The following is a 24,182-nucleotide window of genomic DNA, read 5'->3' as shown; positions in this document are numbered from 1 at the left end:
AGGCCTCTGCGCTGACAGCAGGTCACCCGCCGAAGGTATGCTGGAGGCCGGTCATCAGGTCGTATGTCCCCAGGAGGGGCTCCCGAGCAGAAGGTGTGATCAGTGGCAGTATCGAAACTGGATGAGGTCATCTCCCTGGCCAAGCGCCGAGGATTCGTCTTTCCCGCAGGGGAGATCTACGGCGGGACACGCTCGGCCTGGGACTATGGACCCCTGGGCGTGGCCCTCAAGGACAACATCAAGCGTGAGTGGTGGCGATCCATGGTGGTCACCCGCGACGATGTGGTCGGCGTGGATACTTCGGTCATCCTGCCCACGGCGGTCTGGGAGGCCTCGGGCCATGTTTCGGTATTCAACGACCCCCTGATCGAGTGCCTGAACTGCCACAAGCGGCACCGGGCCGATACCTTGGAGGAGGCCTACGTCGAGAAACACGGCCATGATCCGGAAAACGGCCTCAAGGACATCCCCTGCCCGGACTGCGGCACCAAGGGCCAGTGGACCGAGCCGCGCGACTTCAATATGATGCTGCAGACCCACCTGGGACCCGTCCAGGACGAAAAGAGCCTGCACTACCTGCGTCCCGAGACCGCCCAGGGCATCTTCGTGGACTTCAAGTCCGTCATGGCCTCCTCCCGCTCCAAGCCCCCCTTCGGCATCGCCAACATGGGCAAGAGCTTCCGCAACGAGATCACACCCGGCAATTTCATCTTCCGCACCCGCGAGTTCGAGCAAATGGAGATGGAGTTCTTCGTCCACCCCGGCACCGACGAGCAGTGGCATCAGTACTGGATCGACGCCAGGACCCGCTGGTACGTGGACCTGGGCGTCAAGCCCGAGAACCTGCGCCACTACGAGCACCCCAAGGAGAAGCTGGCCCACTATTCCAAGCGGACCGTGGACATCGAGTACCGGTTCGGCTTCCAGGGCTCCGAGTGGGGCGAGCTGGAGGGCGTGGCCAACCGCACCGACTACGACCTCAAGGCCCATGCCGAGCACTCGGGCGAGGATCTGAGCTACTTCGACCAGGCCAGCGGGGAACGCTACATCCCCTACGTGATCGAGCCCGCCGCCGGCCTGACGCGCTCGCTGATGGCCTTCCTGGTGGATGCCTATGACGTGGACGAGGCCCCCAACACCAAGGGCGGGGTCGACCGGCGCACCGTGCTGCGCCTGGATCCAAGGCTGGCCCCGGTCAAGGCAGCCGTCCTGCCCCTGTCCAAGAAGCCTGATCTGCAGCGGATCGCCCATGACCTGGCTGCCGACCTGCGCCAGAACGAGTGGATGGTGGACTACGACGAGTCCGGCGCCATCGGCCGCCGCTACCGTCGCCAGGACGAGATCGGCACGCCCCTGTGCATCACCGTGGACTTCGATACTCTGAACGACAAGGCGGTCACCATCCGCAACCGCGACTCTATGCAGCAGGACCGGGTGGCCCTGGACCAGGTGGAGGACTATGTGCGCCGGGTCGTCGGCGAGCGGCGGGTGCGCTACCCCATGGGGCCGTCTGACCTGACCGGAGCGCGTGCCGCTGACGGCTACACGGACCTGGCCAGCGAGCCGGGCACGGACGAGAGCGAACCCATCAAGGTGGCCGAGGCCGGTGGCCGGTACTGAGACTGATCGCCCGACCCCGAAGGCTGCCCCTGTGCAGCTGGGCCCGATAACCGTGCCTGTGCCGGTCATGCTTTCGCCCATGGCGGGCGTGACCAACTGGCCCTTCCGCCTGCTCTGCCGGGAGTACGGTCCCGACGGACTGTACGTGGGGGAGATGGTAACGGCCCGGGCCCTGGTGGCGCGCAACCCCAAGGCCTTCCGGCTCTGTCGCTTCGCCCCGCAGGAGAAGGTGCGCTCCCTGCAGCTGTACGGGGTGGACCCGCAGATCATGGAACAGGCCACCCGGATGGTGGTTGATGCCGGCTGGGTCGATCATATCGACATGAACTTCGGCTGCCCGGTACCCAAGGTCACCAGGCATGGCGGCGGATCCGCCCTGCCTTGGAAGACCGACCTCTTCGCCGAACTGGTCCATCGGGTGGTCGTCGTCTGCTCGCCTGCCGGGATCCCCGTCACCGCAAAGATCCGTGTGGGCATCGATCACCAGCACGAGACCTTCCTGGAGGCGGCCCACATCGCCCAGGAGGAGGGGTGCGCCGCCGTGACCCTGCACGCCAGAACCACGGCTGAGTACTACGGCGGCCATGCCGACTGGGACCGGATCGCTCAGCTGGTCCAGGCCGTTGATATCCCCGTCTTCGGCAACGGCGACATCTGGACCGCCGAAGATGCCCTGGACATGTTCGCCCAGACCGGCTGCGCAGGCGTGGCCATCGGTCGGGGTTGCCAGGGCCGTCCCTGGCTCTTCGCCGACATAGCGGCGGCCCTGGCTGGCTCCCCGGAACGGCAGGAGCCAACCCTGGGCCAGGTAGGGGCCATCATGGCCCGCCATGCCCGGCTTCTGGTCGAGTTCTACGACGGCGACGAGCGCATGGCCGTCCACGACATGCGCAAGCACGTGGCCTGGTATTTGAAGGGTTTCGCGGTGGGAGGCCAGGTGCGCCGCGACTTCATGGCCTGCGAGAGCCTGGAGGAGCTGGACCGCTGCATCGCCGATCTGGATCAGGACATGCCCTATCCACGAGCCGTGGCCGGCAAGCCCCGTGGCCGGGTCCGCTATGCCAAGAAGGTCCGTCTTCCCTATGGCTGGCTGGATTCGCGGACCACCACCCATCAGGAGCGCGAGACGCTCTTCGGCAACGACCCCATGGATGCCTCCTACTGAAGCCGGAAATATTCCTGTCGCCAACCGTGCGCATCCGGGTCTAGAATCAGGGTTTAGAATACGGACAGAACGGCGTGGAGGTTCTCTCGGAAGGCCAGGGCGGTTGGCTCTGTCCTCCCGGACCCTAGGCCCACGGCCGTCAGGGAGGGTCGGAACGCCTGTGGGCAAATGCGTGTTGGCGTATACGACCTGCGCTAGAGTTGAGCGTAACGTGAGTGACGGGAGCATACTGTGAGCGAGATTGCCCAGAATGACAATTTCAATGACAAGACCAACATCAAGGTCGTTGGTGTTGGTGGAGCCGGTGGCAATGCTGTCAATCGCATGATCGCCGAGGGTCTGCAGAATGTCGAGTTTGTTGCCATCAATACCGATGCCAAGGATCTCCTGCGCTCAGAAGCCGATGTAAAGATCTCCCTTTCCGATGCCAACAGCCGCGGCCTGGGGGCCGGAGCCGATCCAGAGAAGGGCGCCAAGGCTGCCCAGGACCATCAGTCCGACATTGAGGAGGTTCTCAAGGGTGCCGACATGGTCTTCGTCACTGCAGGGGAGGGCGGCGGCACAGGCACTGGCGCCAGCCCACTGGTTGCGCGTGCAGCCCGTCAGCAAGGCGCGCTGACCATCGCCGTAGTCACCCGGCCGTTCACCTTTGAGGGACCCAGGCGCTCCGCTTCCGCCGAATCGGGCATCGAGAACCTGCGCAAGGAGGTCGATGCCCTTATCGTTATCCCCAATGATCGGCTTCTGGACCTCTCGGATCGCACAGTCTCGGTCATGGATGCCTTCAAGACCGCCGACACGGCCCTGCTGGCCGGTGTTCAGGGCATCACTGACCTGATCACCATGAACTCCTACATTCACGTGGACTTCTCCGATGTCACCGCCATCTTGAAGGATGCAGGCACCGCCCTCTTCGGCATCGGCGCAGCCAGGGGCGAGGATCGAGCCACCCAGGCCGCCGAGATCGCCATCTCCTCCCCGCTCCTGGAGGAGAGCATCGAGGGTGCCCACGGGGCCCTGATCAACGTGGCCGGCCCCACCGACCTGAGCATGCAGGAGGCATCTGCCGCCGCCCAGCTGGTTCAGGATGCCATCCATCCCGAGGCCCAGATCATCTGGGGCCTGGCCTTGGACGACGCCTACGGGGACGAGGTGCGGGTCACGGTCATCGCCGCCGGATTCGATCCCACACCAAAGAAGGACGAGACCCCGGCCCCTGCAGTGGACACGACCACCACGCCGGCAGCGGCCACCCAGGTCCAGCAGCCTCAGCAGCCGCTGACGACCCCTTCCGCCCAGGCGGAGTCAGATGAGACTTCCGAACACGATGTGGTGCCCCCCGCCTCCGGCGACGACGGCACCTCCGACCCGGGATATCTGGATATCCCTGACTTTCTGCGGTAATCAGGCGAAGGAGCAGGTATGGCAGGATTGATGAAGAACGCAATGTCCTTTTTCGGCATGTCGGACGTCGTAGACGACGATGACGACGACCTGGCCGACGATGACGAGGCCCGCGATGGCTTCGACACCGATCACTCTGTGACTCCCATGGCTCCGCAATCCACGTCCAGCAGCCAGGAGGCCGAGTCCACGCCCTTCCAGAGCCGGATCAACCGCATCACCACCATCCATCCCAAGTCCTATGAGGATGCCCAGATGGTCGGCAGGGCCCTGCGGGACGGAGTGCCGGTGGTCCTCAACCTGACTGGCGTGTCCGAGTCGGTGGCCTACAGGATCGTCGACTTCTCGGCAGGAGTGGTCTTCGGGGTACGCGGGTCCATCGAGCGGGTCACTCCCAGGGTCTTTCTGCTCAGTCCTGCGCAGGTCAACATCAAGGTGGAGGAGCCCGAGTCAGGCTCTTCGGCCAAGGGGCTTTTCGCCCAGTGAGCGATGCCCTGGCAGCCGTGTCCGCAGGAGCCTAGAGACGCATGCTTGTTCTTTTTCTTCGATATCTGATAGACATCTGCATTGAGACCTACCTGCTGATCCTCTTCGTGCGGATGATTCTGGACTGGGTCCTGGTTCTGTCGCCTCGCTGGTACCCTCGTGGCTTCGTGGCCTCGCTCATTCGGGTCATCTATGCTTTGACTGAGCCGCCCCTGCGCTGGCTGCGCCGGTACATTCCGCCTCTGCCCATGGGCAGGATCCAGCTTGACGTCTCCTTCATGGTGCTCTATGCGGCCCTGATCATCATCCAGGTGCTGTTGGGGTAAGAGCAAGACCGTGGATACGGCAGACTCCGTGCTAGCATGCAGTAAGAGAACACAATCGGGCTGGTTGGCCTGAAGCGAGGTGGAGAAACATATGGCTCTATTGACGCCTAATGACATAAGGGAGCATACCTTCCAGACAGTGCGGTTTAAGGAAGGCTACGACGTCGACGAGGTCGACGACTTCCTGGATCAGGTCACCGATACGGTTGAAGCTCTGGGTAAGCAGGCCATGCAAGGCAACGCCGCTTCCACCCAGTCCCTGGGTACCGATGTGGCCTCGCTGAACTCGAAGATTTCCGACCTGACGGCTCAGGTCGAATCCCTGCAGAAGGAGAACCGGGATCTGAAGCAGGCCCAGGGGTCCGCCGCCCAACAGCCTGCCGTGGATGCCCAGACCAAGCGACTGCTGGCCGAGTCCCAGAGCCAGGTCAAGACCCTGGCCTCCCAGAACGACCAGCTCAAGCGTCAGGTCGAGCAGCTCAACTCTCAAATCGACCAGCTTACCGCCCAGGCCGCCGCGGGCAACAACACCCAGGCGCTGACCAACCAGCTGACGGCCATGCAAAAGGAGCGCGACCAGGCCCGCCAGCAGGTCCAGGCTCTGACCAACCAGCTCAATGCCTCCCAGCAGGGCATGGCCACGGCCCGCCAGCAGGTCACCCAGGCCCAGAAGGCTTCTCAGGAGCAGCAGCAGCGCACCGAACAGCTGAACAAGGAGCTGGAGGAGTCCCGCAAGCGCGAGGAGCAGCTGCGTCAGCAGGTCTCCAAGGCCGAGCCCTCCACCGAAACGGGCAGCCTGCAACGGATCGCGGGCGCTGGCGCCGAGGCCAGCAGCGAACCCGAGAGGGCCACCGCCATGCTCACCCTGGCCATGCAACTGCACGATCAGTACGTCGACAAGGGCAAGGCCAACGCCTCCCAGCTGGTGGCCGAGGGCCACGCCCAGCACGACGACATCGTCAAGAAGGCGGAGGACTACTCCAAGAGGACCCGCGCCGAAGTGGACGAGTATTCCAAGCGCGTGCACTCCGAGGCCGATGGCTACTCACAGCGCGTACGCTCCCAGGCTGACGAGTACTCGGTCAAGACCCGTTCCGATGCCGACGCCTATTCCAAGCGCCAGCATAACCAGGCCGACGAGTACGAGACCCAGGTGCAGACCCGTGCCCAGGAGTACGACAAGAACACCCGCGACAGCGCCGACCGCTATGCCGCCGATGTCAAGAACAAGCTCATGGATCAGTCCAAGGTTCTGGAGGAGAACATCCAGGGTCTCAAGCAGTTCGAGGCGGGCTACCGCAGCAAGCTGACCGAGTTCCTCAACCAGCTCATCAACCAGATCTCGGACACCAGCAATTACCAGTCCATGGAAAAGAAGTCCGAACAGGCCCACTGATTCCATCCGGTAATGACCAAGAACACATACAAGAGACGGCTGCGCGGGCGCGTGGCCGTCTTCGTCGCTCTGGCGGCAGTGGCCATAGCGTTGGATCAGGTGACCAAGGCCTTGGCCTTGGCTCGGCTGGGCAAGGGGGTCAGTGTGGCACTGCCGGGTCCTCTCCATGGTCTGCGACTGGTGCGCAACCCTGGGGCTTCTCTTGGATTGGGATCCGGAAGTACCTGGGTCATATCCCTGATCGCCCTGGCCGCCTGCCTGCTCATCATTGTTCTGGCCCTGCGGACCACCTCCATGGCCTGGACCCTGGCCCTCTCCCTGGCCTTCTCAGGGGCGGCAGGCAATCTGATCGACCGGGTGGCCTATGCATCAGGCTTTATTGACGGTGCCGTGGTCGACTTTCTGGACTACGGATGGTCGGTGGGCAATGTGGCCGACATCTATCTGACTCTGGCCGGTGTTGCCGTGGTGGCGCTCATTGCCTGCAATGTGCAGTTCAGCGACAGATCCCAACCCAAAGAACATGGGGGAGCAGCCAAGTGACCCGGCTTCTTCCCACGCCGGATGCCCTGGTGGGTCGGCGCCTGGATATGGCCCTGTCCAAGATGCTGGGCCTGTCCAGGGCCAAGGCCAGCGATCTGGTGGCCCAGGGCCATGTGCGGATCATGGGCCGTCGGGTGAACAAGGCCACCACCCTGATGAGCGGCGATCTGATAGAGCTGGACGAACCCGAGCCGGCTACACAGGTGGAGCCGGTGGCTGAGGACATGCCCGTGGTCTACGAGGACGAGGACGTGGTCGTCGTTGACAAGCCGGTTGGGGTGGCGGCACATCCCTCCATAGGCTGGACCGGACCAACTGTTCTGGGCAGCCTCCTGCAGCGGGGCACCCACATCACCTCCATGGGGGCCCAGGGCCGTCAGGGCATCGTCTCTCGCCTGGACGCAGGCACCAGCGGCCTTATGCTGGTCTGCAAGTCCGACCTGGCCTACAAAGAGATGCGCCGGCAGTTCGCTCGGCATGAGGTGGTCAAGATATACCACGCCCTGGTCCAGGGCAATCTTTCCCAGGACAAGGCCACCATCGAGGCTCCCATCGGCCGGGCCCGGGTCTCGGACTTCCGCTTCACCGTCACCCCTGCAGGCAAGGAGGCCATCACCCACTGGGACGTACTGGAGCGCTTCGGCTCGGCCACCCTGGTCAGCGTCAATCTGGAGACCGGGCGCACCCATCAGATACGCGTGCACTTCTCTTCCATAGGCCACCCCCTGGTAGGCGACCACATGTACGGGGCCAACCCCGACCTGGCGGAGCGACTGGGCCTGAAGCGGCAGTGGCTGCACGCCATGCGCCTGGAATTCCGCCATCCCCGCACCAAGATCTGGACCAAGGTGGTCTCCTCCTATCCGGCTGATCTGCGCCGCGCCCTGCAGATCGAACGCCAGAGCGCCACTGGTATACGCAGCTAGCGGACTCCGGCGATTCGGCCAGGGTCCTGGGTAAGTTGGAGATATGTCCTCAACCCGGTCAGACTTCGTTCACCTTCACACCCATACCCACTATTCCACCCTGGACGGGGCCAGCAGGATCCCCGACCTGGTTGCCGAGGTGGGGCGGCTGGGGCAGCCGGCCGTGGCCATCACCGACCACGGCAACATGCACGGGGCCTACGAGCTCTGGCGGACGGCCGTGGATGCCGACATCAAGCCCATCATCGGCATCGAGGCCTACGTGACCCCTGAGACTGCCCGCCAGGACAAGAGCCGGGTCCACTGGGGAACCGACGAGCAGCGTTCCGACGATGTCTCCGGCGGCGGCTTCATCACCCACATGACCCTCTGGGCCAGCGACGACACGGGTCTGGTCAACCTGATCAAGGCCTCCTCGGTGGCCAACCTGGAGGGTCTGGTCGGCAAGTGGCCCCGCATGGACAAGGACCTGCTGTCCACCTACCACCAGGGGGTCATCGCCACCACCGGCTGCCCCTCGGGCATCATCCAGACCAGGCTGAGGCTGGGCCAGTTCGACGAGGCCCTGCGGGCGGCAGGGGAGTTCCAGGACATCTTCGGCAAGGAGAACTACTACGTGGAGCTGATGGACCACGGGCTGGAGATCGAGCATCGGGTGACCAAGGAACTGCTGGAGATCGCCCGTCGTCTGGATGCACCCCTGGTGGCCACCAACGACTCGCACTATGTGCGCAAGGAGGACGCCTCGGCCCAGGATGCCCTGCTCTGCATCAACTCGGGATCCCGGCTGACCGACCCTGGACGCTTCAAGTTCGACGGCACCGGCTACTACATCCGCTCGGCCCAGGAGATGCGGGAGATCTTCAAGGAGTTCCCCGAAGCCTGCGACAACACACTGGAGATCGCGGAACGCTGCAACGTCATGTTCGACGATCACGAGGACGGGGCCTTCATGCCCCGCTTCGACTGCCCGGAGGGCTGGGACGAGACCTCCCTCTTCCTGAAGAAGGTGGATGAGGGGTTGAAGAACCGCTACCCGGACGGGGTGCCCGAGGAGGTCTCCCACCAGGCCGACTACGAGTGCGGGGTCATCTGCCAGATGCAGTTCACCGGATACTTCCTGGTGGTGGCCGATTACATCAACTGGGCCAAACAGCATGGCATCATGGTGGGGCCGGGCCGTGGGTCGGCGGCAGGATCCATGGTGGCCTACGCCATGGGCATCACCGAGCTGGATCCGCTCAAGCACGGGCTGATCTTCGAGCGCTTCCTCAACCCCGAGCGCGTCTCCCTGCCCGATATCGACGTGGACTTCGACCCCGAGGGGCGCATGAAGGTCCTGGACTACGTGGGCCGCAAGTACGGCTCCGACAAGGTGGCCCAGTGCGTGACCTACGGCACTATCAAGACCAAGCAGGCCCTGAAGGACTCGGCCAGGATCATGGACTACGAGTACTCGGTGGGCGACCAGGTCACCAAGGCCCTGCCGCCCACGGTCAACGGCAAGGACATGAGCCTCAAGGAGATCTTCGATCCCCAGTCCAAGCGCTACCCGGAGGCCAAGGAGTTCCGTGACCTGTACGAGTCCAACCCGGACGTCAAGCGGATCACCGAGGAAGCCAAGGGCATCGAGGGCATCATCCGCCAGACCGGCGTGCACGCCTGCGCCACCATCATGGCCTCCAACCCCATCACCAACACCTCGCCGCTGATGGAGCGTACCGACGGCACGGTGACCACCACCTTCGAGTACCACACCTGCGAGACCCTGGGGCTGGTCAAGATGGACTTCCTGGGGCTGTCCAACCTGACGGTCATCAGGGACACGGTCGCCAACATCAAGCGCAACGGCAAGGAGCCCATCAGCATCGAGAAGGTTCCCCTGGACGACAAGGAGACCTACCAGCTGCTCTCCCGGGGCGACACCCTGGGCGTCTTCCAGCTCGATGGCGACGGGATGCGATCCCTGCTGCGCATGCTCAAGCCCGACAACTTCAACGACATCTCCGCCCTGATCGCCCTCTACCGGCCAGGGCCCATGGATATGAACTCGCACATCAACTATGCCAAGCGCAAGAACGGGTTGCAGAAGATCGAGCCCATTCATCCGGAGGTGGCCAAGCCCTTGGCGGGCGTGCTTGACGAGACCTACGGTCTGATCGTCTACCAGGAGCAGGTCCAGTCCGCAGCCCGGATTCTGGCCGGTTACTCCCTGGGCCGCGCCGACGTGCTGCGAAGGGCCATGGGCAAGAAAAAGCCCGATGTCCTGGCCAAGGAGCAGGTGCCCTTCTTCCAGGGCATGAAGGAGCACGGCTACTCCCAGGAGGCCGCCCAAGCGGTCTGGGACGTCCTGGTGCCCTTCTCCGGCTACGCCTTCAACAAGGCGCACTCCGCGGCCTACGCCCTGATCGCATACTGGACCGCCTACCTGAAGACCCACTATCCGGTGGAGTTCATGGCCGCTCTGCTGCAGAACGAGAAGACCAACAAGGACAAGACCGCCCTCTACCTGGGTGAGGCCAGAAGGATGGGCATCCGCATCCTGGCGCCTGACATCAACGAGTCCGTGGCCGAGTACTCCGCTGTCGGCGACGTGGTCCGCTTCGGCCTGGGAGCCATCCGCAATGTGGGCGACAAGGTGGTGGCGGACATCATCAAGGAACGCCAAGGGCCCCGGGGCAAGTACGTCAACTTCATGGACTTCGTCAAGCGGGTGCCCATGGAGGTGCTCAACAAGCGAACCGTGGAATCCCTGATCAAGGGCGGTGCCTTCGACGGCATCGACCCCAACAGGAGGGCCCTCTTCCAGATTCATGACGAGGCCGTCGACCAGGTCATGCCCATCAAGCGCAAGCAGGCCGAGGGCCAGTTCGATCTCTTCGCCGACCCCGATGACGACGTGCCCCAGCAGGATGCCTTGGGCGATGCCCAGGTGACCGTGCCCGACATCGACGAGTGGGACAAGTCCACCAAACTCAACTTCGAGCGGCAGATGCTGGGTCTGTACGTGTCCGACCATCCCTTGAGCGGCATGACTTCGGTTCTGGCTGGCATGCGTGACATGTCCATCGCCCAGCTGCTCAACCGGTCCAAGGGCATGGACGGCAAGGCGGTGACCCTGGCGGGGCTGGTCACTGCTGTGGACCGACGGGTCTCCAAGAAGGGCAATCCTTGGGCCATCGTCACCATTGAGGACCTGGAGAGCTCCATCCAGTGCATGTTCTTTGGCAAGGTCTACGACGCCCACTCCGACGACCTGGTTCTGGACTCGGTCATCCGGGTGAAGGGTGTGGTCGAGCTGCGGGACGAGGCCACCAACATCCGCGTCACCGATATGGAGGTGCCCGTCCTGGAGTCGGCGGACGAGCGGCCTCTGACCATCACCCTGCCCAGGCAGGCCCTGGATCGGGGGCACATGGAGCGGCTGGCCCGGATACTCAAGTCCCACCCCGGCTACTGCCAGGTTCGTCTGGCGGTCACCGACGACCGGGGCAACGTCCGCCTGCTGACCTTTGGCGACGGATTCCGTACCAGGCACGACACCTCCATGATGGCCGAGATCAAGTCGGTCTTCGGGCCCTCCTGCCTGCCGTCGGCCTAGGATGCGCCCGGAACCGTCTCACCATATGGGACGGCGGTGAGTCGCTGGCTTTGGCGACACAAAAGTTCACTACCATCAAAGTATGTCAAAGCTCATGATGAGAACCATGGATCTGCGTGGGAAAACCATGTCCCGCGCCCAACTCCTCGCCGCCATGCCCCGAGCCGATATGGGTACCCGGGAGGCCAGCGCCCAGGTGCAGCCCATACTGGACCAGGTGCGTGAGCATGGGGCTGCGGCCCTGCGCGAACTGGAGGAGAGGTTCGATCATGTGCGCCCTCATGATCTGAGGGTCCCGGCATCAGCCATGCAGGAGGCCTTGGATGGACTGGACCCCAAGGTCAGGGCGGCAATCGAGGAGTCCGTTAGCCGCATCCGCAAGGTCTGCACCACCCAGGTGCCCAAGCCCATGGCCACCGACCTGGCACCCGGTGCCCGGGTCAGCGAGCGGTGGATCCCGGTTCAACGGGTGGGTCTGTACGTGCCTGGAGGCAAGGCCCTGTACCCATCATCGGTCATCATGAACGCGGTCCCCGCCCAGATTGCCGGTGTCGATTCCCTGGCTGTGGCCACTCCGCCTGCCTCTGACGATCCCCGCGGTCTGCCGGCGGCCATCATCCTGGCCACCTGCGCCATCCTGGGGGTGGACGAGGTCTATGCCGTGGGCGGCGCCCAGGCCGTGGCCATGTTCGCATACGGGGCCAAGGGATCCGAGCCCCAGGACGGGGAGATTCTCTGCGATCCGGTTGACAAGATCACCGGCCCGGGCAACATCTTCGTGGCGACAGCCAAGCAGATGGTCTCCGGCATGGTGGGCATCGACGCCGTGGCCGGCCCCACGGAAATAGCCATTCTGGCTGACGGGCAGGCCAACCCCGACTGGGTTGCGGCAGACCTGATCGGCCAGGCCGAGCATGACGAGCTGGCCGGCTCGGTGCTGATCACCGACAGCCAGGATCTGGCCCAGGGTGTTCAGGAGGCTCTGGGGCGCAGGGTGCCTCGGACTGAGCATGCCGACCGGGTGCGCACCTCTCTGGGCGGCAACCAGTCGGGAATCATCCTGACCGACGGGATCGACCAGTCCATCGACGTGGCCAATGCCTATGCAGCCGAACATCTGGAGGTTCAGACGGCCGATCCTGATGCCGTCATCGACCGGATTCGAAACGCGGGCGCCATCTTCCGCGGCCCATACTCTCCTGTTCCCCTGGGCGACTACATGTCCGGGTCCAACCACGTCCTGCCCACCGGCGGAACCGCCCGGTTCGACGTGGCCCTGGGCGTCCACACCTTCATGAAGCCTGTCGAAGTCATCGAATATGACGAGGAGGGGCTCAAGCCCATCGCGGCCAAGATCAACGATTTCGCCGTAGCCGAGGACCTGCCCGCCCACGGCGAGTGCATCCTGAGCCGGTTCCTGGACGACCCCTATGACAAGGCCGACCTTGAAGCCAATGAAGAGAAGGCCGGTCTGCGGTGAGTGCCATACCAGCCGATCTGCCCCTGCGCACGGACCTGGTGGGACAGGAGCCCTACGGCGCCCCCCAGCTGGATGTCCCGGTCTGCCTGAATGTCAACGAGAACCCCTACCCCTTGGATCAAGAAGTGGTTGAGGCCATCTGCCAGCGTGTGCGCCAGGTGGCCCCCGGCCTCAATCGCTATCCGGACAGGGAGCATGAGGAACTGCGGCGGGCCCTGGCGGCTTACCTGAAGAAGGAATCAGGGACCTCGCTCCAACCCCAGCAGATCTGGGCGGCCAACGGGTCCAACGAGATCATGCTCCAGCTCTTCCAGGCCTTCGGCGGACCGGGCAGGACCGCCTTGGGCTGCGACCCGACCTACTCCATGTATCCCGAGTACGCCAGGGACACCTTCACCGACTGGGAACTGGCCCACCGGCTGCCTGATTTCAGCCTGGACATGGTTACGACCATCGAACGCATCAAGGCTTTGAGGCCAGCCGTGGTTCTGGTGACCAGCCCCAACAATCCCACGGGGACGCCCCTGCCCATGGATCAGCTGACCAGGCTTCTTGAGGCCTGCTCCAAGGTTCCTGTAGCGGGCGCGGATCCGTCCGCCCGACCCATCGTGGTCGTGGACGAGGCCTACATCGAGTTCCGCGACCCGGGCACGCCCTCGGCGGTCAGCCTGATCGGGCAGTACGACCATCTGGCAGTCAGCCGGACCATGTCCAAGGCCTTCGCCTTCGCTGGCGCCAGGGTGGGCTATTTGGCCGCATCCAGGGGCATAGTCGACGCGGTCCGCATAGTCCGAATGCCCTACCACCTGAGTGCCCTGACCCAGGCTGCGGCCCTGGCTGCCCTGGAGCACACGGACCTCCAGCTGGCTCGGGTGGATCAGCTTCGCCAGACCCGTCGGCGGACCGCCCAGTGGCTGGCCGGACAGAAGTTCCATGGTCAGCCCTTGACGGTGGTGCCCTCGGCGTCCAACTTCATCCTCTTCGGCATCTTCCCCGACCGGGATGCCTTCTTCGAAGCCATGAAGGATGAAGGCGTGCTAATCCGGGCCGTGGGCCCCCAGGGCTACCTGAGGGTCTGCATGGGCACGGACGCGGAGATGGATCGATTCCGTCAAACCCTGGTCCATGTTCTCAAGCGGTTCTAGGAGGATGCAGACCAGCGGCACGGCTATGCTGGTGGTCTAGACGCCGTGCAGAAGACACAGTGCGAACTGGAGAGCGCGGCAGAAAGCGGAGGAGCAGCAATGGCAGGCAGAACAGCCACCATCACCCGCCAGACCAGTGAATCCAAGGTGAGCCTGAGTCTGGATCTGGATGGCACCGGAGTGACCGATATCGACACCTCGGTTCCCTTCTATGACCATATGATGACGGCCCTGGGCAGGCATTCCCTGATCGACCTGACCGTAAAGGCCAGCGGGGACACCCAGATCGACGTCCATCACACCGTCGAGGACGTGGCCATCGTCTTTGGCGAGGCCCTGGCCCAGGCCCTGGGCGACAAGCGGGGCATCAAGCGCTTCGCCGACGCCACCGTTCCCCTGGACGAGGCCCTGGCACGAGCCGTGGTCGACATTTCCGGCAGACCCTATGCGGTCTGCACCGGCGAGCCTGAGGGGTTCGAGTATGCCATGATCGGCGGGCACTTCACCGGCTCCCTGGTCAGGCACGTCATGGAGTCCATCGCCCTGCATGCCGGCATCTGCCTGCATCTGACCCTCTTGTCGGGCAGGGATCCGCACCACATCGCCGAGGCTGAGTTCAAGGCCCTGGCCAGGGCTCTGCGCTTCGCCGTGGAGCCTGATCCCAGGGTGAAGGGGATCCCCAGCACCAAGGGGTCGCTATGAGTGCTGATGAACACGACAACAATGACAGCGAGGATCAGGGCTTGCCGGATTCCGGCCACCATCTGAGCGAGGAGGAGGTCGAGCGGGCCCTGGCCAGCTTTGAGGCCGAGTTCAATGAAGGCCAGAATCAGGCGGATCAGCCTGTTGACCATACCGAATCAGGCGTGGCTGACGAGGCCGGTTTGGATTCCGGGCCCGCTGACGAATCGTCGGTGGAACCGGATGAGGCTGATGGCGTTGCTGCCGATTTCGATCAAGAGCTGGAAGGCCTGATCGGCAATCGGGCCAAGGCCGCCGTCATGGTGACCCGTCTGGCTTCGGCAGAGCTTTTGGCAGCCTTCTGTCAGATATCCGATATCTCAGCTTGGTGCATCCAGGCCCGTGAGGGTGCCGTGGCCGTCCTGAGAAACCTGGACGGTGACGGACCCGAGGCAGCCATCCGCGATCTGACTACCGTCGTATCCGGGCTCAGCGCCATCCTGGCGGTCAACCGGGCCGACAAGCTCGAAGTGACTCTCTGGATCAGCGGGCAGTCGGGGCAGACGCTTGCGCCGCCCATCCTCTTTGCCGCAACCGCCGACTTCGTGGAGGACCTGATGATCGGGACCACTACGGTGGACAGGCTGCGCCAGGATGGGGCCGCCATCTTCGACTCGGGGGAGTACAACCGCGAGAAGGCCATGGGCATCATCGCCTCGCACACCAGGTTCGGGGCCGGAGGATCGACCCGCCAGGGCCGCGTCGAGTAATTGTTGAGACCAAAGACCTGCTAGGAGGAACATGACCAGGATACAGGTGCTTGACTATGGGTTCGGCAATGTCAGATCCATGGTGCATGCTCTCTCCCAGCTGGGGGTCGATGCGCAAATCAGCGCCGACCCGAACCTGGCCATGAAGGCCGACGGCCTGGTCATCCCCGGCGTGGGGGCCTACGGGGCCTGCATGGCAGGATTGCGTGCCGTCGGCGGTGACCGGATCATCCTGGATCGCCTGGCCCAAGGGCTGCCGGTCCTGGGGGTCTGCATAGGCCTTCAGATCATGTTCCAGTTCGGGGACGAGGACGGCCGCAGCGAGCCCGGCCTGGGCCTGATCCCCGGTCGGGTGACCAGGCTGGACGCTGACGTGGTGCCCCATATGGGTTGGGACCATGTCCAGGCGCCACAGGGGACACAGCTGTTGGCAGGGGTCCAGGACCAGCGCTTCTACTTTGTCCACTCCTATGCCGCCATGGCGGTGCAGGGGGATGATCGGGCCGGCGTGGCGCAGCCCGATCTGTCCCTACGAGTATCGGCGTTGAATGAATACAGCGACAGGCAGCCAGGGTCAACAGAGGGCGCATTGTTCGGCGAACCGCTGGTTACCTGGGCCACCTATGGGCGCAGCAGATTCGTGGCCGCCTATGAATGCGGTCCCTTGAGCGCCACCCAGTTCCATCCTGAAAAGTCCGGTCAGGCCGGGGCGCGGCTGCTGACCAATTGGGTGCGGACCCTTCCCGGGGCTTCCGGGATCCCCTCCGAGAAAGGTGAATGAGATGCTGACGCTCCTACCCGCTGTCGATGTCCGCGACGGAAAGGCGGTCCGCCTCAGGCAAGGGGTCTCCGGCTCCGAGAAGGTCTACGGTGAGCCTGCCGATGCAGCCAAGGCCTGGTTCGACCAGGGTGCCCAGTGGCTCCACCTGGTGGATCTGGATGCGGCCTTCGGCACCGGAGACAACCGTGACAAGCTGGCCGCCCTGGTCAACCAGCTGGGCGATCGCGTCAAGGTGGAGCTCAGCGGCGGCATCCGTGACGATGCCAGCCTGGAGGCCGCCCTGGATGCAGGTGCCACCCGTGTCAACATCGGCACGGCGGCCCTGGAGAACCCGGAGTGGACCAGCCAGGTCCTGGAGCGTTACGGGCAGAGGGTCTGCGTGGGTCTGGACGTGCGCGGACACACCCTGGCCGCACGGGGCTGGACCAGACAGGGCGGGGACCTTTTCGAGGCCATGGAGCGGCTGGACCGGGACGGGTGCAGCCGGTACGTGGTCACCGACGTGACCCGCGACGGGATGATGACCGGCCCCAACCTGGATCTGCTGGGACAGGTGGCTGACCGGACTCGGGCCAAGGTGACGGCATCGGGCGGCATATCCAGCTTGGATGACCTGAGCCACATCCTGGGTCTGGTGGATCGGGGCGTGGACAGCGCCATTCTGGGCAAGTCCCTCTATGAGGGGGCCTTCACCCTGGAGCAGGCACTGGACCTGGTCTCAGGGCATTGTTAACGCTATAAGCAAGTCAGCGAAATATAGGAATGGGAGCATAAGCTCTATGGATAAGCAAGAGGAATTCGCGCTGCGCACCGTCGAGGAGCGCGATGTCCGATTCATTCGTCTCTGGTTCACCGATGTCTTGGGAACCCTGAAGTCGGTGGCCATAGCACCCACCGAGCTGGAGGTGGCCTTCGAGGAGGGGCTGGGCTTTGACGGCTCGGCCATCGAGGGCATGACCAGGGTCTCCGAGGATGACATGATCGTCAAGCCCGACCCGTCCACCTTCCAGATTCTTCCCTGGAGGGGCGGACCGCAGGGCACAGCCCGGATCTTCTGCGACGTGCTCACCCCGGACGGCGAGCCCAGCAGCGGGGATCCCCGGCACGTGCTCAAGCGGGCCCTGGCCAAGGCCAAGGAGAAGGGCTTCATCTTCTACACCCATCCGGAGATTGAATTCTACCTGTTCGAGAATCAGGAGGACTGGTCCCAGACCCCGACCCCCATCGACGAGGGCGGATACTTCGACCATGTGCCCCGCAGCCCGGGGATGGACTTCCGCCGGGCCTGCGTCAACATGCTGGAGCAGATGGGCATCTCGGTGGAGTACTCCCACCACGAGGCCGGGCCGGGGCAGAACGAAATCGACCTGCGCTATGCCGATGCCCTGACCACCTCCGACAACATCATGACCTTCCGGACCGTGGTCAAGGAGATCTCCCTGGAGCGGGGGATCTACGCCAGCTTCATGCCCAAGCCCTTCACCGACCAGCCTGGATCGGGCATGCACACCCATCTGAGCCTGTTCGAGGGTGACACCAACGCCTTCTACGAGGTAGGCCAGGAGTTCAACATGTCCCAGACAGCCCGGCAGTTCGCCGCCGGCATCCTGGCCCATGCGGCCGAGATCTGCGCGGTGACCGACCAGTATGTCAACTCCTACAAGCGTCTCTGGGGCGGGGCCGAGGCGCCCAGCTACGTCTGCTGGGGGCACAACAACCGGTCCGCCCTCCTGCGCATACCCCAGTACAAGCCCGGCAAGGGCAACTCGGCCAGGATGGAGTTCCGCGGGCTGGATCCGGGGGCCAACCCCTATCTGGCCTATTCGGTGCTGCTGGCTGCCGGCCTGGACGGGATCGAGCAGAAGATGACCCTGTGCGAGCCCACCAGCGATGATGTCTGGGAGCTGACCGACGCCGAGCGGCAGGCCATGGGCATCGAGCCCCTGCCTGACAGTCTGGACGCGGCGCTCAAGGTCATGGAGAAGTCGGACTTCGTGGCCCAGGTGCTTGGCGAGCAGACCTTTGAGTACTTCCTGCGCAACAAGCACCGGGAGTGGGCCGGATACAGCCGGCAGGTCACCCCCTACGAGCTGGCCTACTACCTGCCCAGGCTTTGAAACCGGGGTTCACTGGTCCGATCGGCCGAACCAGTTGTTGTAGATGATGACGAAGTTGCGGTTGCCGTAGCTCGAGCAGCGGTCGCCTTCGCCGTCGCCTGCCTGCAACGCTGCCTCGTTGGGCTGGTAGGGCGTATAGATGTAGAGCAGGGCGGTGGCGTCGTTCTCGATGTAGACCTTGCCGCTGCCGCAGGAGGCATCGGGGCTGAAGCGCACATCGTTCAGGGCCTTGGTCTGGTAGGCATACTGGTCCCGATGGGCCTGGTAGTAGCGGAATCGGTGGGCGGCCCCGTAGACCTGATTGAAGAATCCGGCATAGCGGGTGTCGCAGTCTGCATCGTCTGGGCAGGAAAGGCCCATGGCCGACTTGAGCTGGACCTGTGTGGGGGACTGGTTGGTGGCCACCAGATGCTGCTCCTTTTGCAGCATGGTCAGGAGGACCTTCTGGCTGATTCCACAGGAGCGGGCGGCACCGTCGATGATCTGAGCCGCGCTCTGCCTCTTGCCGCCCTTGTAGGTATCACAGAGACCGTCACCGGGACGGTCGGGGACATCCATCTGCAGGCTGCGCAGGCAGGTGGATCCGCTGCATGAGGCCTCGTGTTTGTTTAAAAAGTCCTGGACATCGTCGGCGTTCATATCGACGGTGTCATGGAAGCGGTGATCGGTGATGATTTTGCCTGGATTGAAAACGTACTCCTGGGACAGCTCCTCCTGGTGGCGGATGACGCGGCCGACCATCAGCCGGTAGGAGACGAAGCGGACGGCCAGGATGCACAGGGCGACCACCAGGACTATGGCCATCAGGGCGGCCCCCAGGGTCTGCGCGCGGCGGAGGGTCATCCGTCCGCGTTTGGTGCTGCCCCTGCGTGATCGTCCCGATGGTTTCGTGCTCATGGCTTTCCTTCCAGCACCTTCCTGATCCGTTGCAGGCTGACAGGGATGGCCGTCCCCAGCTCCTGGGCCCAGATGGAGACAAAGTACTCCTCCATCATCCAACGTCCCCTTCGCGCACGGTCCATGGCCTGGTCTCGTCCGGGACCGGCGGGCAGGGCCTGGGCCGCCTTGGCCGCCTGGTCCACCAGATCCTGGGCGGTCTGCGCCTGCCATGCCCATCGTACGTCACGGTCCTTGTCCCTGCGGGCCTTGTTCAGGCGCATCAGGTCCGCCTTCAGATATGTGCGCAGGCGGGGAAGGGCGTAGGGCGGGTCGGCGCCGATGAAGCCCTTGGCCACCAATCCGCCGGCATGCTGGCGGATCCACTGCAGGACCGAGAGCAGGGGAAGATCGGCGGGGCCAGACACGGCCTTGTCCACCTGGGCCGAGGTCTCCAGAATGGCGACCACATCCTTGGCAACCTGATACACAGTGTCCTCGTATACCTGGCTGACGCCGGCCACAGCCTCCTGCAGGGACCGGTCGTCGGTGATGGCCTCGGTGTGGGGGATCAGGCGCTTGACAGCAGCCATCTGCAGGTCCTCGGCAAGGGCGGAGGTGTCCGGGTAGGGGGCCGAGGCCAGCATCAGGGCCTCCCGGCTCAGCCAGCGCGAGGAGATCCTTTGGGCAGGCAGGTGGAGCTTGCCCAGGGCGGCCTGCCAGATCAGCTCCTCTCGCGGTTTGGTGGTGGCGCCGGACTGGTGGAGGAGGTCGGCGCTCTTGACCACCTGGCCCTGTCGGGCAGCCTTGCTGGCCTGGGAGTCAACCCGGGACCGGGCCGATTGCCGGGCCTGTCCGGCCAGGTCGCGCTGCAGGTCGGTCAAGGACTTGGACCGGCCCAGGACCTTGGGATGGCCGTGGCGCCGTTTCTCCTCCACCTGGAAGGTGGGCCGCAGGTAGTCGGGCAGTCGTTCCAGCCTGTCCTGGGTGAAGACCTCCGGGTGCAGCTGGGCTCCGACCGTGTCTATGGCCGCGGCGGTGAAGGCCTGCTCGAAGTCCGGCCAGCCCTCGGCGGGGATGGCTTCTGCACCGTTTTCGTTCCCGGACGCAGACTGCTGGTCAGCCGATCCGTAGGTGGCCTGCTCTGCCGAGTTAGGATCGGCGCCGGGCAGCAGGGGATAGTGGCCGTCTATCCAGGCGCGGATGGTCCGGGCGGCGTCAGGGGCGGGAACGAACTGGACCCGCAGGGCCTTGGGCAGGGACTTGATGGTGGCTGTGATCAGGTCGTCCAGGAGGCCGGGCACGGTCCAGCTGAACTGTCCGGGCGTCAGCTGGTTCAGGCAGTGCAGGGGGATGTGGACCGTGATGCCGTCGTCCGGCTCTCCCGGCTGATAGCGGTAGGTCAGGGGCAGATCCATGGGCCGGCCGTCGGTGCCCAGGGTGTGCCAGTGGTCGGGGTAGTCTCCGGGTCGGTAGGAGGCGGACTGGTCGTTCAGGCGCTCCACCTTGTCGGGGTCGAAGTCCAGCAGGTGGGGGTCTGCATCGTGGTGCCGCCGCCACCAAGAGCCCAGTGCGGCCAGGGAGGTGGCTTCCTGGGGAATGCGCTCCTGGTAGAAATCGTAGAGGTCCTCCTCGGTGACGGTGCCGGTCACCTGGCGGGTTCTGCTGGTCCGCTCACCGGCCTCGCTGAGCACCTGCCGGTTGGCCTGGATGAAGCCGTCATGCGGGAAGCGCTCGCGCACGTCGCCCTGGACCAGGCCCTGGCGTATCAGCATGTCCCTGGCCTGGCCGGGGTTGATCCGGGCCCACTGGACGGTCCTGTCGCGCACGATGGGCAGGCCGTAGAGCAGGACCTTGGAGGTCGCCACTGCGGCACCACGGGAAGCCGACCAGTGGGGTTCGGCGTAGGTGGTCCTGGTCAGGGACTTGGCCAGGGGCTCGGCCCAGGCCGGATCGATGGCCGCGCAGCAGCGAGCCCAGAGACGGGAGGTCTCCACCAGCTCGGCGGCCATGATCCAGGGCGGATTGACCTTGGAGAGTGCAGATCCGGGGAAGATGGCGAAATGCGTGCCGCGCGCACCCTGATAGTCGTTCTTGGCCTGCCGGCGCGCCCGCTTCATGGCTTTGGCCCGGGCCGCGCCATGCAGGCCGGCGAAATCGGAGGCCTTGGGTTCGTGAACCACCTGCATGCCCATGCTGGAGAGCAGGCCAGCCAGCATGGAACGGTGGATGCCCTGGTCGTCCCAGGAGCAGACCAGGGCGTGTGCGGCCTGCTGCCCCATAGGCAGAGCCAGCAGAGCCTGGTCCGGACCCTTGACGGGGACGGGGGAGCCTACCTTCATGTGCAGGCCCCGGCACATCTGGGCCAGCTGCCGGTAGAGGTCATGCCACTGCCGCATGCGCAGGAAGGCCATGTACTCCTGCTTGCAGGCCTTGCGCAGGGCCCCGTTGGATGGCTCCTTGTCCTGCGGGAAGAAGCGGTTCCAGATGTTCAGGGCGGTCAGGAAGTCGCTGGAGGGGTCCTCGTAGCGGGCATGGATCCTGTCGGCCTCCTCGCGCTTCTCCTCCGGGCGTTCGCGAGGGTCCTGCAGGGAGAGGAAGGCCACGACCACCAGAACGGCGGCCAGGGTGTCCGGGGTGGCGTCCTGGCCGGCCTGCAGGATCATTCTGCCCAGACGGATGTCGATGGGGATCCTGGCCAGCCGTCGTCCCAGAGTGGTCAGCCGGATGAGGCCCTGCCGGCGGGAGATGGCCTGCAGCTCGGTCAGCTCCCGCAGACCGTCGCTGACCGCACGGGTGTCGGGCGGATCGATGAAGCCGAAGTCGGTGACGTCCTCGGCCGTATGGGCCACGCCCACCGAGAGCATGTGCAGGATGACCGAGCCCAGGGAGGTGCGCAGGATCTCAGGATCGGTGAACTTGGGACGGGTGTCATAGTCATCCTTGGCATACAGACGGATGGCGATGCCGTCGGCCACGCGCCCGCAGCGACCCGCCCGCTGATCAGCTGAAGCCTGGGAGATGGGTTCGATGGGCAGGCGCTGGACCTTGGCCGACTTGGAGTAGCGGCTGATCCTGGCCAGTCCCGGATCCACCACGTAACGGATGCCCGGCACCGTCAGGGAGGTTTCGGCCACGTTGGTGGCGATGACGATGCGCTGATGGCCGTGGCGTTCGAAGACCCGGTGCTGTTCCTTGGCCGACAGGCGGGCGAAGAGGGGGATGATCTCCAGGGCGTCCGGACGGCGCATGTCGGAGGTCCGAGGGCCGAAGTGCCGTCGCAGAGCGGTCTCGTACTCGCGGATATCGCGTTCTCCGGCGGCGAAGACCAGGATGTCCCTGGGGCCGTCCACGTGGGTGGAGTGGATGACCAGCTCGGCGCAGGCCCGGGCCACCGCCTGGGGCATGTCCGGCTCCTCCCTGTCCGGGCCCTCCTTCTCGGAGTCGAACCCGGGGACATGCCGCATCAGGGCAGGGGCCGACCCAGCAGGCTCGTAGAGGGTCTGGACCGGATAGGTGCGGCCGGAGACCTCCAGCACGGGCACCTGGGTGTGCAGGGCCTTGGCGAAGTGGTCGCGGAACTTGACCGAATCAATGGTGGCCGAGGTGATGATCAACTTCAGATCGGGCCGTTTGGGCAGCAGGGCGGTCAGATACCCCAGCAGAAAGTCGATGTTCAGGCTGCGCTCGTGGGCCTCGTCGATGATGATGGTGTCGTAGGCCCGCAGCTGCGGATCGCCCTGGATCTGCGCCAGGAGGATGCCGTCGGTGACCACACGCAGACGGGTGCTTCGGCTGGACTTGTCGGTGAATCGCACCTGGTAGCCGATCTGATCGCCCAGCCTGGTGCCCGTCTCCGAGGCGATGCGCTCGGCCACGGTTCTGGCGGCGATCCTTCTGGGCTGGGTGTGCACAATCTGGCGGCCGTGGTCGCCGCGACCCATTTCCAGGAGGATCTTGGGGATCTGGGTGGTTTTGCCCGAGCCGGTCTGGCCCGAGACGATGACCACCTGGGAGGACTGCACGGCATGGACGATGTCCTCCTTGGCCGCGCTGATGGGCAGCTCGGCAGGATACTCGAACCTCATGCCCGGCCCACCTCGATGATCCGGTAGCCCTTGGACGAGGCATACTTCTCCGCCGTCCAGCCGGGGCCCAGGGCGTCAGCCAGCCATGGAATCAAGGAGTCGGCGCCCAGGTTGCGCTGAACCACCAGGTAGGCCAGGCCCTGGGGCTTCAGCCTGGGCAGGTAGGTCATCAGCAGGTCGTGCAGGGCCGCCTTGCCCACCCGGATGGGCGGATTGGACCAGATCAGGTCGAAGCGCAGATCGTCCGGCACCTGCTCCGGGGTCAGGGTATGCACCATGTCAAGGTTCTGGGATCGGGCGTTGCGGGCGGTCAGATCCAGGGCTCGCAGGTTGGTGTCTACAGCGTAGACGTTGGCCTTGGGCGACTGTATGGCCATGTTCAGGGCGATGGGACCCCAGCCGCAGCCCAGGTCCAGAAAATCGCCTTCGGACGGGGGTTGGGGGACGCGTTTGAGCAGGACCGAAGTGCCCAGGTCAAGCCTGCCTGACGAGAAGACCCCGTGGGAGACCTCCACCTGGCAGGTGCGGCCGGCCAGCTCCACCTGGATGGTTCGCCGCTGGTCGGGGGAGGCCGGACGGGCTACGAAGTACTGTTCGCCTCCGTCCGTCCCGGTCCTGGAGGATTGCCCCCGGCTGCTGCCATGGTCCCTGTGCGTCATGTCCATCCTGTCCGTCTTTGAAATCTGCCCGTCCCTCGGGCATCCGCTGATGTCTGCTAAGAAGATGATAATAAAGACTGTGTCATGATTCCGCCTACACCGGATTCGTTCCCTAGTC

At 64.6% G+C, this 24,182-nt stretch carries 19 protein-coding genes; 16 read left to right on the top strand and 3 right to left on the bottom strand.

Annotated features, from left to right (window positions below; genetic code table 11):
* Window positions 1-102 precede the first annotated feature (102 nt).
* The 16 genes from ACUIAH_RS03900 to glnA all read left to right on the top strand — a co-directional run bounded on the left by ACUIAH_RS03900 (window position 103) and on the right by glnA (window position 18,441).
* The gene (locus ACUIAH_RS03900) at window positions 103-1,620 is read left to right on the top strand and encodes a glycine--tRNA ligase (RefSeq protein ID WP_445341456.1); all 1,518 of its coding nucleotides are present in this window, start codon (window positions 103-105) and stop codon (window positions 1,618-1,620) included.
* A gap of 67 nt (window positions 1,621-1,687) precedes the next feature.
* Window positions 1,688-2,785 carry a tRNA dihydrouridine synthase DusB gene (dusB, locus tag ACUIAH_RS03895; protein WP_445341543.1) on the top strand — a complete coding sequence of 366 codons (1,098 nt, stop codon included), beginning with the start codon at window positions 1,688-1,690 and terminating at the stop codon, window positions 2,783-2,785.
* A gap of 231 nt (window positions 2,786-3,016) precedes the next feature.
* Window positions 3,017-4,189 (top strand): cell division protein FtsZ, encoded by a 1,173-nt coding sequence (ftsZ, locus tag ACUIAH_RS03890; protein ID WP_445339801.1) that lies wholly within the window; start codon window positions 3,017-3,019, stop codon window positions 4,187-4,189.
* 18 nt (window positions 4,190-4,207) lie between these two features.
* Window positions 4,208-4,675 (top strand): cell division protein SepF, encoded by a 468-nt coding sequence (locus tag ACUIAH_RS03885; RefSeq protein ID WP_029677902.1) that lies wholly within the window; start codon window positions 4,208-4,210, stop codon window positions 4,673-4,675.
* 41 nt (window positions 4,676-4,716) lie between these two features.
* Window positions 4,717-5,001, top strand: a complete 285-nt coding sequence (locus ACUIAH_RS03880) for a YggT family protein (protein WP_198189529.1) — start codon at window positions 4,717-4,719, stop codon at window positions 4,999-5,001.
* A gap of 91 nt (window positions 5,002-5,092) precedes the next feature.
* Window positions 5,093-6,397, top strand: a complete 1,305-nt coding sequence (locus ACUIAH_RS03875) for a DivIVA domain-containing protein (protein WP_313839453.1) — start codon at window positions 5,093-5,095, stop codon at window positions 6,395-6,397.
* Window positions 6,398-6,409: 12 nt separating this feature from the next.
* Window positions 6,410-6,940, top strand: a complete 531-nt coding sequence (locus ACUIAH_RS03870) for a signal peptidase II (RefSeq protein WP_445341455.1) — start codon at window positions 6,410-6,412, stop codon at window positions 6,938-6,940.
* Window positions 6,937-7,866: an RluA family pseudouridine synthase gene (locus ACUIAH_RS03865; protein WP_445341454.1), complete on the top strand. Its 930-nt coding sequence runs from the start codon at window positions 6,937-6,939 to the stop codon at window positions 7,864-7,866. The genes ACUIAH_RS03870 and ACUIAH_RS03865 overlap by 4 nt, the downstream gene beginning before the upstream one ends.
* A gap of 43 nt (window positions 7,867-7,909) precedes the next feature.
* Window positions 7,910-11,467 carry a DNA polymerase III subunit alpha gene (gene dnaE, locus ACUIAH_RS03860; protein ID WP_306221888.1) on the top strand — a complete coding sequence of 1,186 codons (3,558 nt, stop codon included), beginning with the start codon at window positions 7,910-7,912 and terminating at the stop codon, window positions 11,465-11,467.
* 82 nt (window positions 11,468-11,549) lie between these two features.
* Window positions 11,550-12,947: a histidinol dehydrogenase gene (hisD, locus tag ACUIAH_RS03855; RefSeq protein ID WP_445341453.1), complete on the top strand. Its 1,398-nt coding sequence runs from the start codon at window positions 11,550-11,552 to the stop codon at window positions 12,945-12,947.
* Entirely contained in the window at window positions 12,944-14,092 is a 1,149-nt protein-coding gene (locus ACUIAH_RS03850) for a histidinol-phosphate transaminase (RefSeq protein WP_445341452.1), read from the top strand. The genes hisD and ACUIAH_RS03850 overlap by 4 nt, the downstream gene beginning before the upstream one ends.
* Before the next feature lie 99 nt (window positions 14,093-14,191).
* Entirely contained in the window at window positions 14,192-14,794 is a 603-nt protein-coding gene (hisB, locus tag ACUIAH_RS03845; protein WP_121914005.1) for an imidazoleglycerol-phosphate dehydratase HisB, read from the top strand.
* Window positions 14,791-15,543 (top strand): hypothetical protein, encoded by a 753-nt coding sequence (locus tag ACUIAH_RS03840; RefSeq protein ID WP_445341451.1) that lies wholly within the window; start codon window positions 14,791-14,793, stop codon window positions 15,541-15,543. The genes hisB and ACUIAH_RS03840 overlap by 4 nt, the downstream gene beginning before the upstream one ends.
* 31 nt (window positions 15,544-15,574) lie before the next feature.
* Entirely contained in the window at window positions 15,575-16,324 is a 750-nt protein-coding gene (gene hisH / locus ACUIAH_RS03835; RefSeq protein WP_445341450.1) for an imidazole glycerol phosphate synthase subunit HisH, read from the top strand.
* A 1-nt stretch (window position 16,325) separates the two neighbouring features.
* A complete protein-coding gene (gene priA / locus ACUIAH_RS03830) occupies window positions 16,326-17,057 on the top strand; it encodes a bifunctional 1-(5-phosphoribosyl)-5-((5-phosphoribosylamino)methylideneamino)imidazole-4-carboxamide isomerase/phosphoribosylanthranilate isomerase PriA (protein WP_445341449.1) in 732 nt (243 codons plus the stop codon).
* A gap of 46 nt (window positions 17,058-17,103) precedes the next feature.
* Window positions 17,104-18,441: a type I glutamate--ammonia ligase gene (glnA, locus tag ACUIAH_RS03825; RefSeq protein ID WP_045924085.1), complete on the top strand. Its 1,338-nt coding sequence runs from the start codon at window positions 17,104-17,106 to the stop codon at window positions 18,439-18,441.
* Between the two features lie 9 nt (window positions 18,442-18,450).
* Here the strand turns inward: glnA and ACUIAH_RS03820 are convergent, their stop codons facing one another.
* Genes ACUIAH_RS03820 through ACUIAH_RS03810 form a run of 3 tightly spaced genes read right to left on the bottom strand, consistent with a single transcriptional unit; the run spans window position 18,451 to window position 24,064 of the window.
* Window positions 18,451-19,338, bottom strand: a complete 888-nt coding sequence (locus tag ACUIAH_RS03820; protein ID WP_445341448.1) for a hemagglutinin — start codon at window positions 19,336-19,338, stop codon at window positions 18,451-18,453.
* Complete coding sequence (gene hrpA, locus ACUIAH_RS03815; RefSeq protein WP_445341447.1) at window positions 19,335-23,405, bottom strand: ATP-dependent RNA helicase HrpA; 4,071 nt, start codon at window positions 23,403-23,405, stop codon at window positions 19,335-19,337. Before hrpA ends, ACUIAH_RS03820 begins: the two co-directional genes overlap by 4 nt.
* Window positions 23,402-24,064, bottom strand: a complete 663-nt coding sequence (locus tag ACUIAH_RS03810; RefSeq protein WP_445341446.1) for a class I SAM-dependent methyltransferase — start codon at window positions 24,062-24,064, stop codon at window positions 23,402-23,404. The genes hrpA and ACUIAH_RS03810 overlap by 4 nt, the downstream gene beginning before the upstream one ends.
* Window positions 24,065-24,182 lie beyond the last annotated feature (118 nt).

The organism is Bifidobacterium sp. ESL0820, from assembly GCF_052606235.1.
Note: the sequence above shows the minus strand (reverse complement) of the source record. Positions and strands in the feature narration are given on the sequence as shown.

Coding starts and splice junctions, on each gene's coding strand:
- dusB (WP_445341543.1), top strand. CDS start 1,688: ATGCTTTCGCCCATGGCGGGCGTGACCAACTGGCCCTTCCGCCTGCTC.
- ACUIAH_RS03885 (WP_029677902.1), top strand. CDS start 4,208: ATGGCAGGATTGATGAAGAACGCAATGTCCTTTTTCGGCATGTCGGAC.
- ACUIAH_RS03880 (WP_198189529.1), top strand. CDS start 4,717: ATGCTTGTTCTTTTTCTTCGATATCTGATAGACATCTGCATTGAGACC.
- ACUIAH_RS03875 (WP_313839453.1), top strand. CDS start 5,093: ATGGCTCTATTGACGCCTAATGACATAAGGGAGCATACCTTCCAGACA.
- ACUIAH_RS03870 (WP_445341455.1), top strand. CDS start 6,410: ATGACCAAGAACACATACAAGAGACGGCTGCGCGGGCGCGTGGCCGTC.
- dnaE (WP_306221888.1), top strand. CDS start 7,910: ATGTCCTCAACCCGGTCAGACTTCGTTCACCTTCACACCCATACCCAC.
- hisD (WP_445341453.1), top strand. CDS start 11,550: ATGTCAAAGCTCATGATGAGAACCATGGATCTGCGTGGGAAAACCATG.
- hisB (WP_121914005.1), top strand. CDS start 14,192: ATGGCAGGCAGAACAGCCACCATCACCCGCCAGACCAGTGAATCCAAG.
- ACUIAH_RS03840 (WP_445341451.1), top strand. CDS start 14,791: ATGAGTGCTGATGAACACGACAACAATGACAGCGAGGATCAGGGCTTG.
- hisH (WP_445341450.1), top strand. CDS start 15,575: ATGACCAGGATACAGGTGCTTGACTATGGGTTCGGCAATGTCAGATCC.
- priA (WP_445341449.1), top strand. CDS start 16,326: ATGCTGACGCTCCTACCCGCTGTCGATGTCCGCGACGGAAAGGCGGTC.
- glnA (WP_045924085.1), top strand. CDS start 17,104: ATGGATAAGCAAGAGGAATTCGCGCTGCGCACCGTCGAGGAGCGCGAT.
- ACUIAH_RS03820 (WP_445341448.1), bottom strand. CDS start 19,338: ATGAGCACGAAACCATCGGGACGATCACGCAGGGGCAGCACCAAACGC.
- hrpA (WP_445341447.1), bottom strand. CDS start 23,405: ATGAGGTTCGAGTATCCTGCCGAGCTGCCCATCAGCGCGGCCAAGGAG.
- ACUIAH_RS03810 (WP_445341446.1), bottom strand. CDS start 24,064: ATGACGCACAGGGACCATGGCAGCAGCCGGGGGCAATCCTCCAGGACC.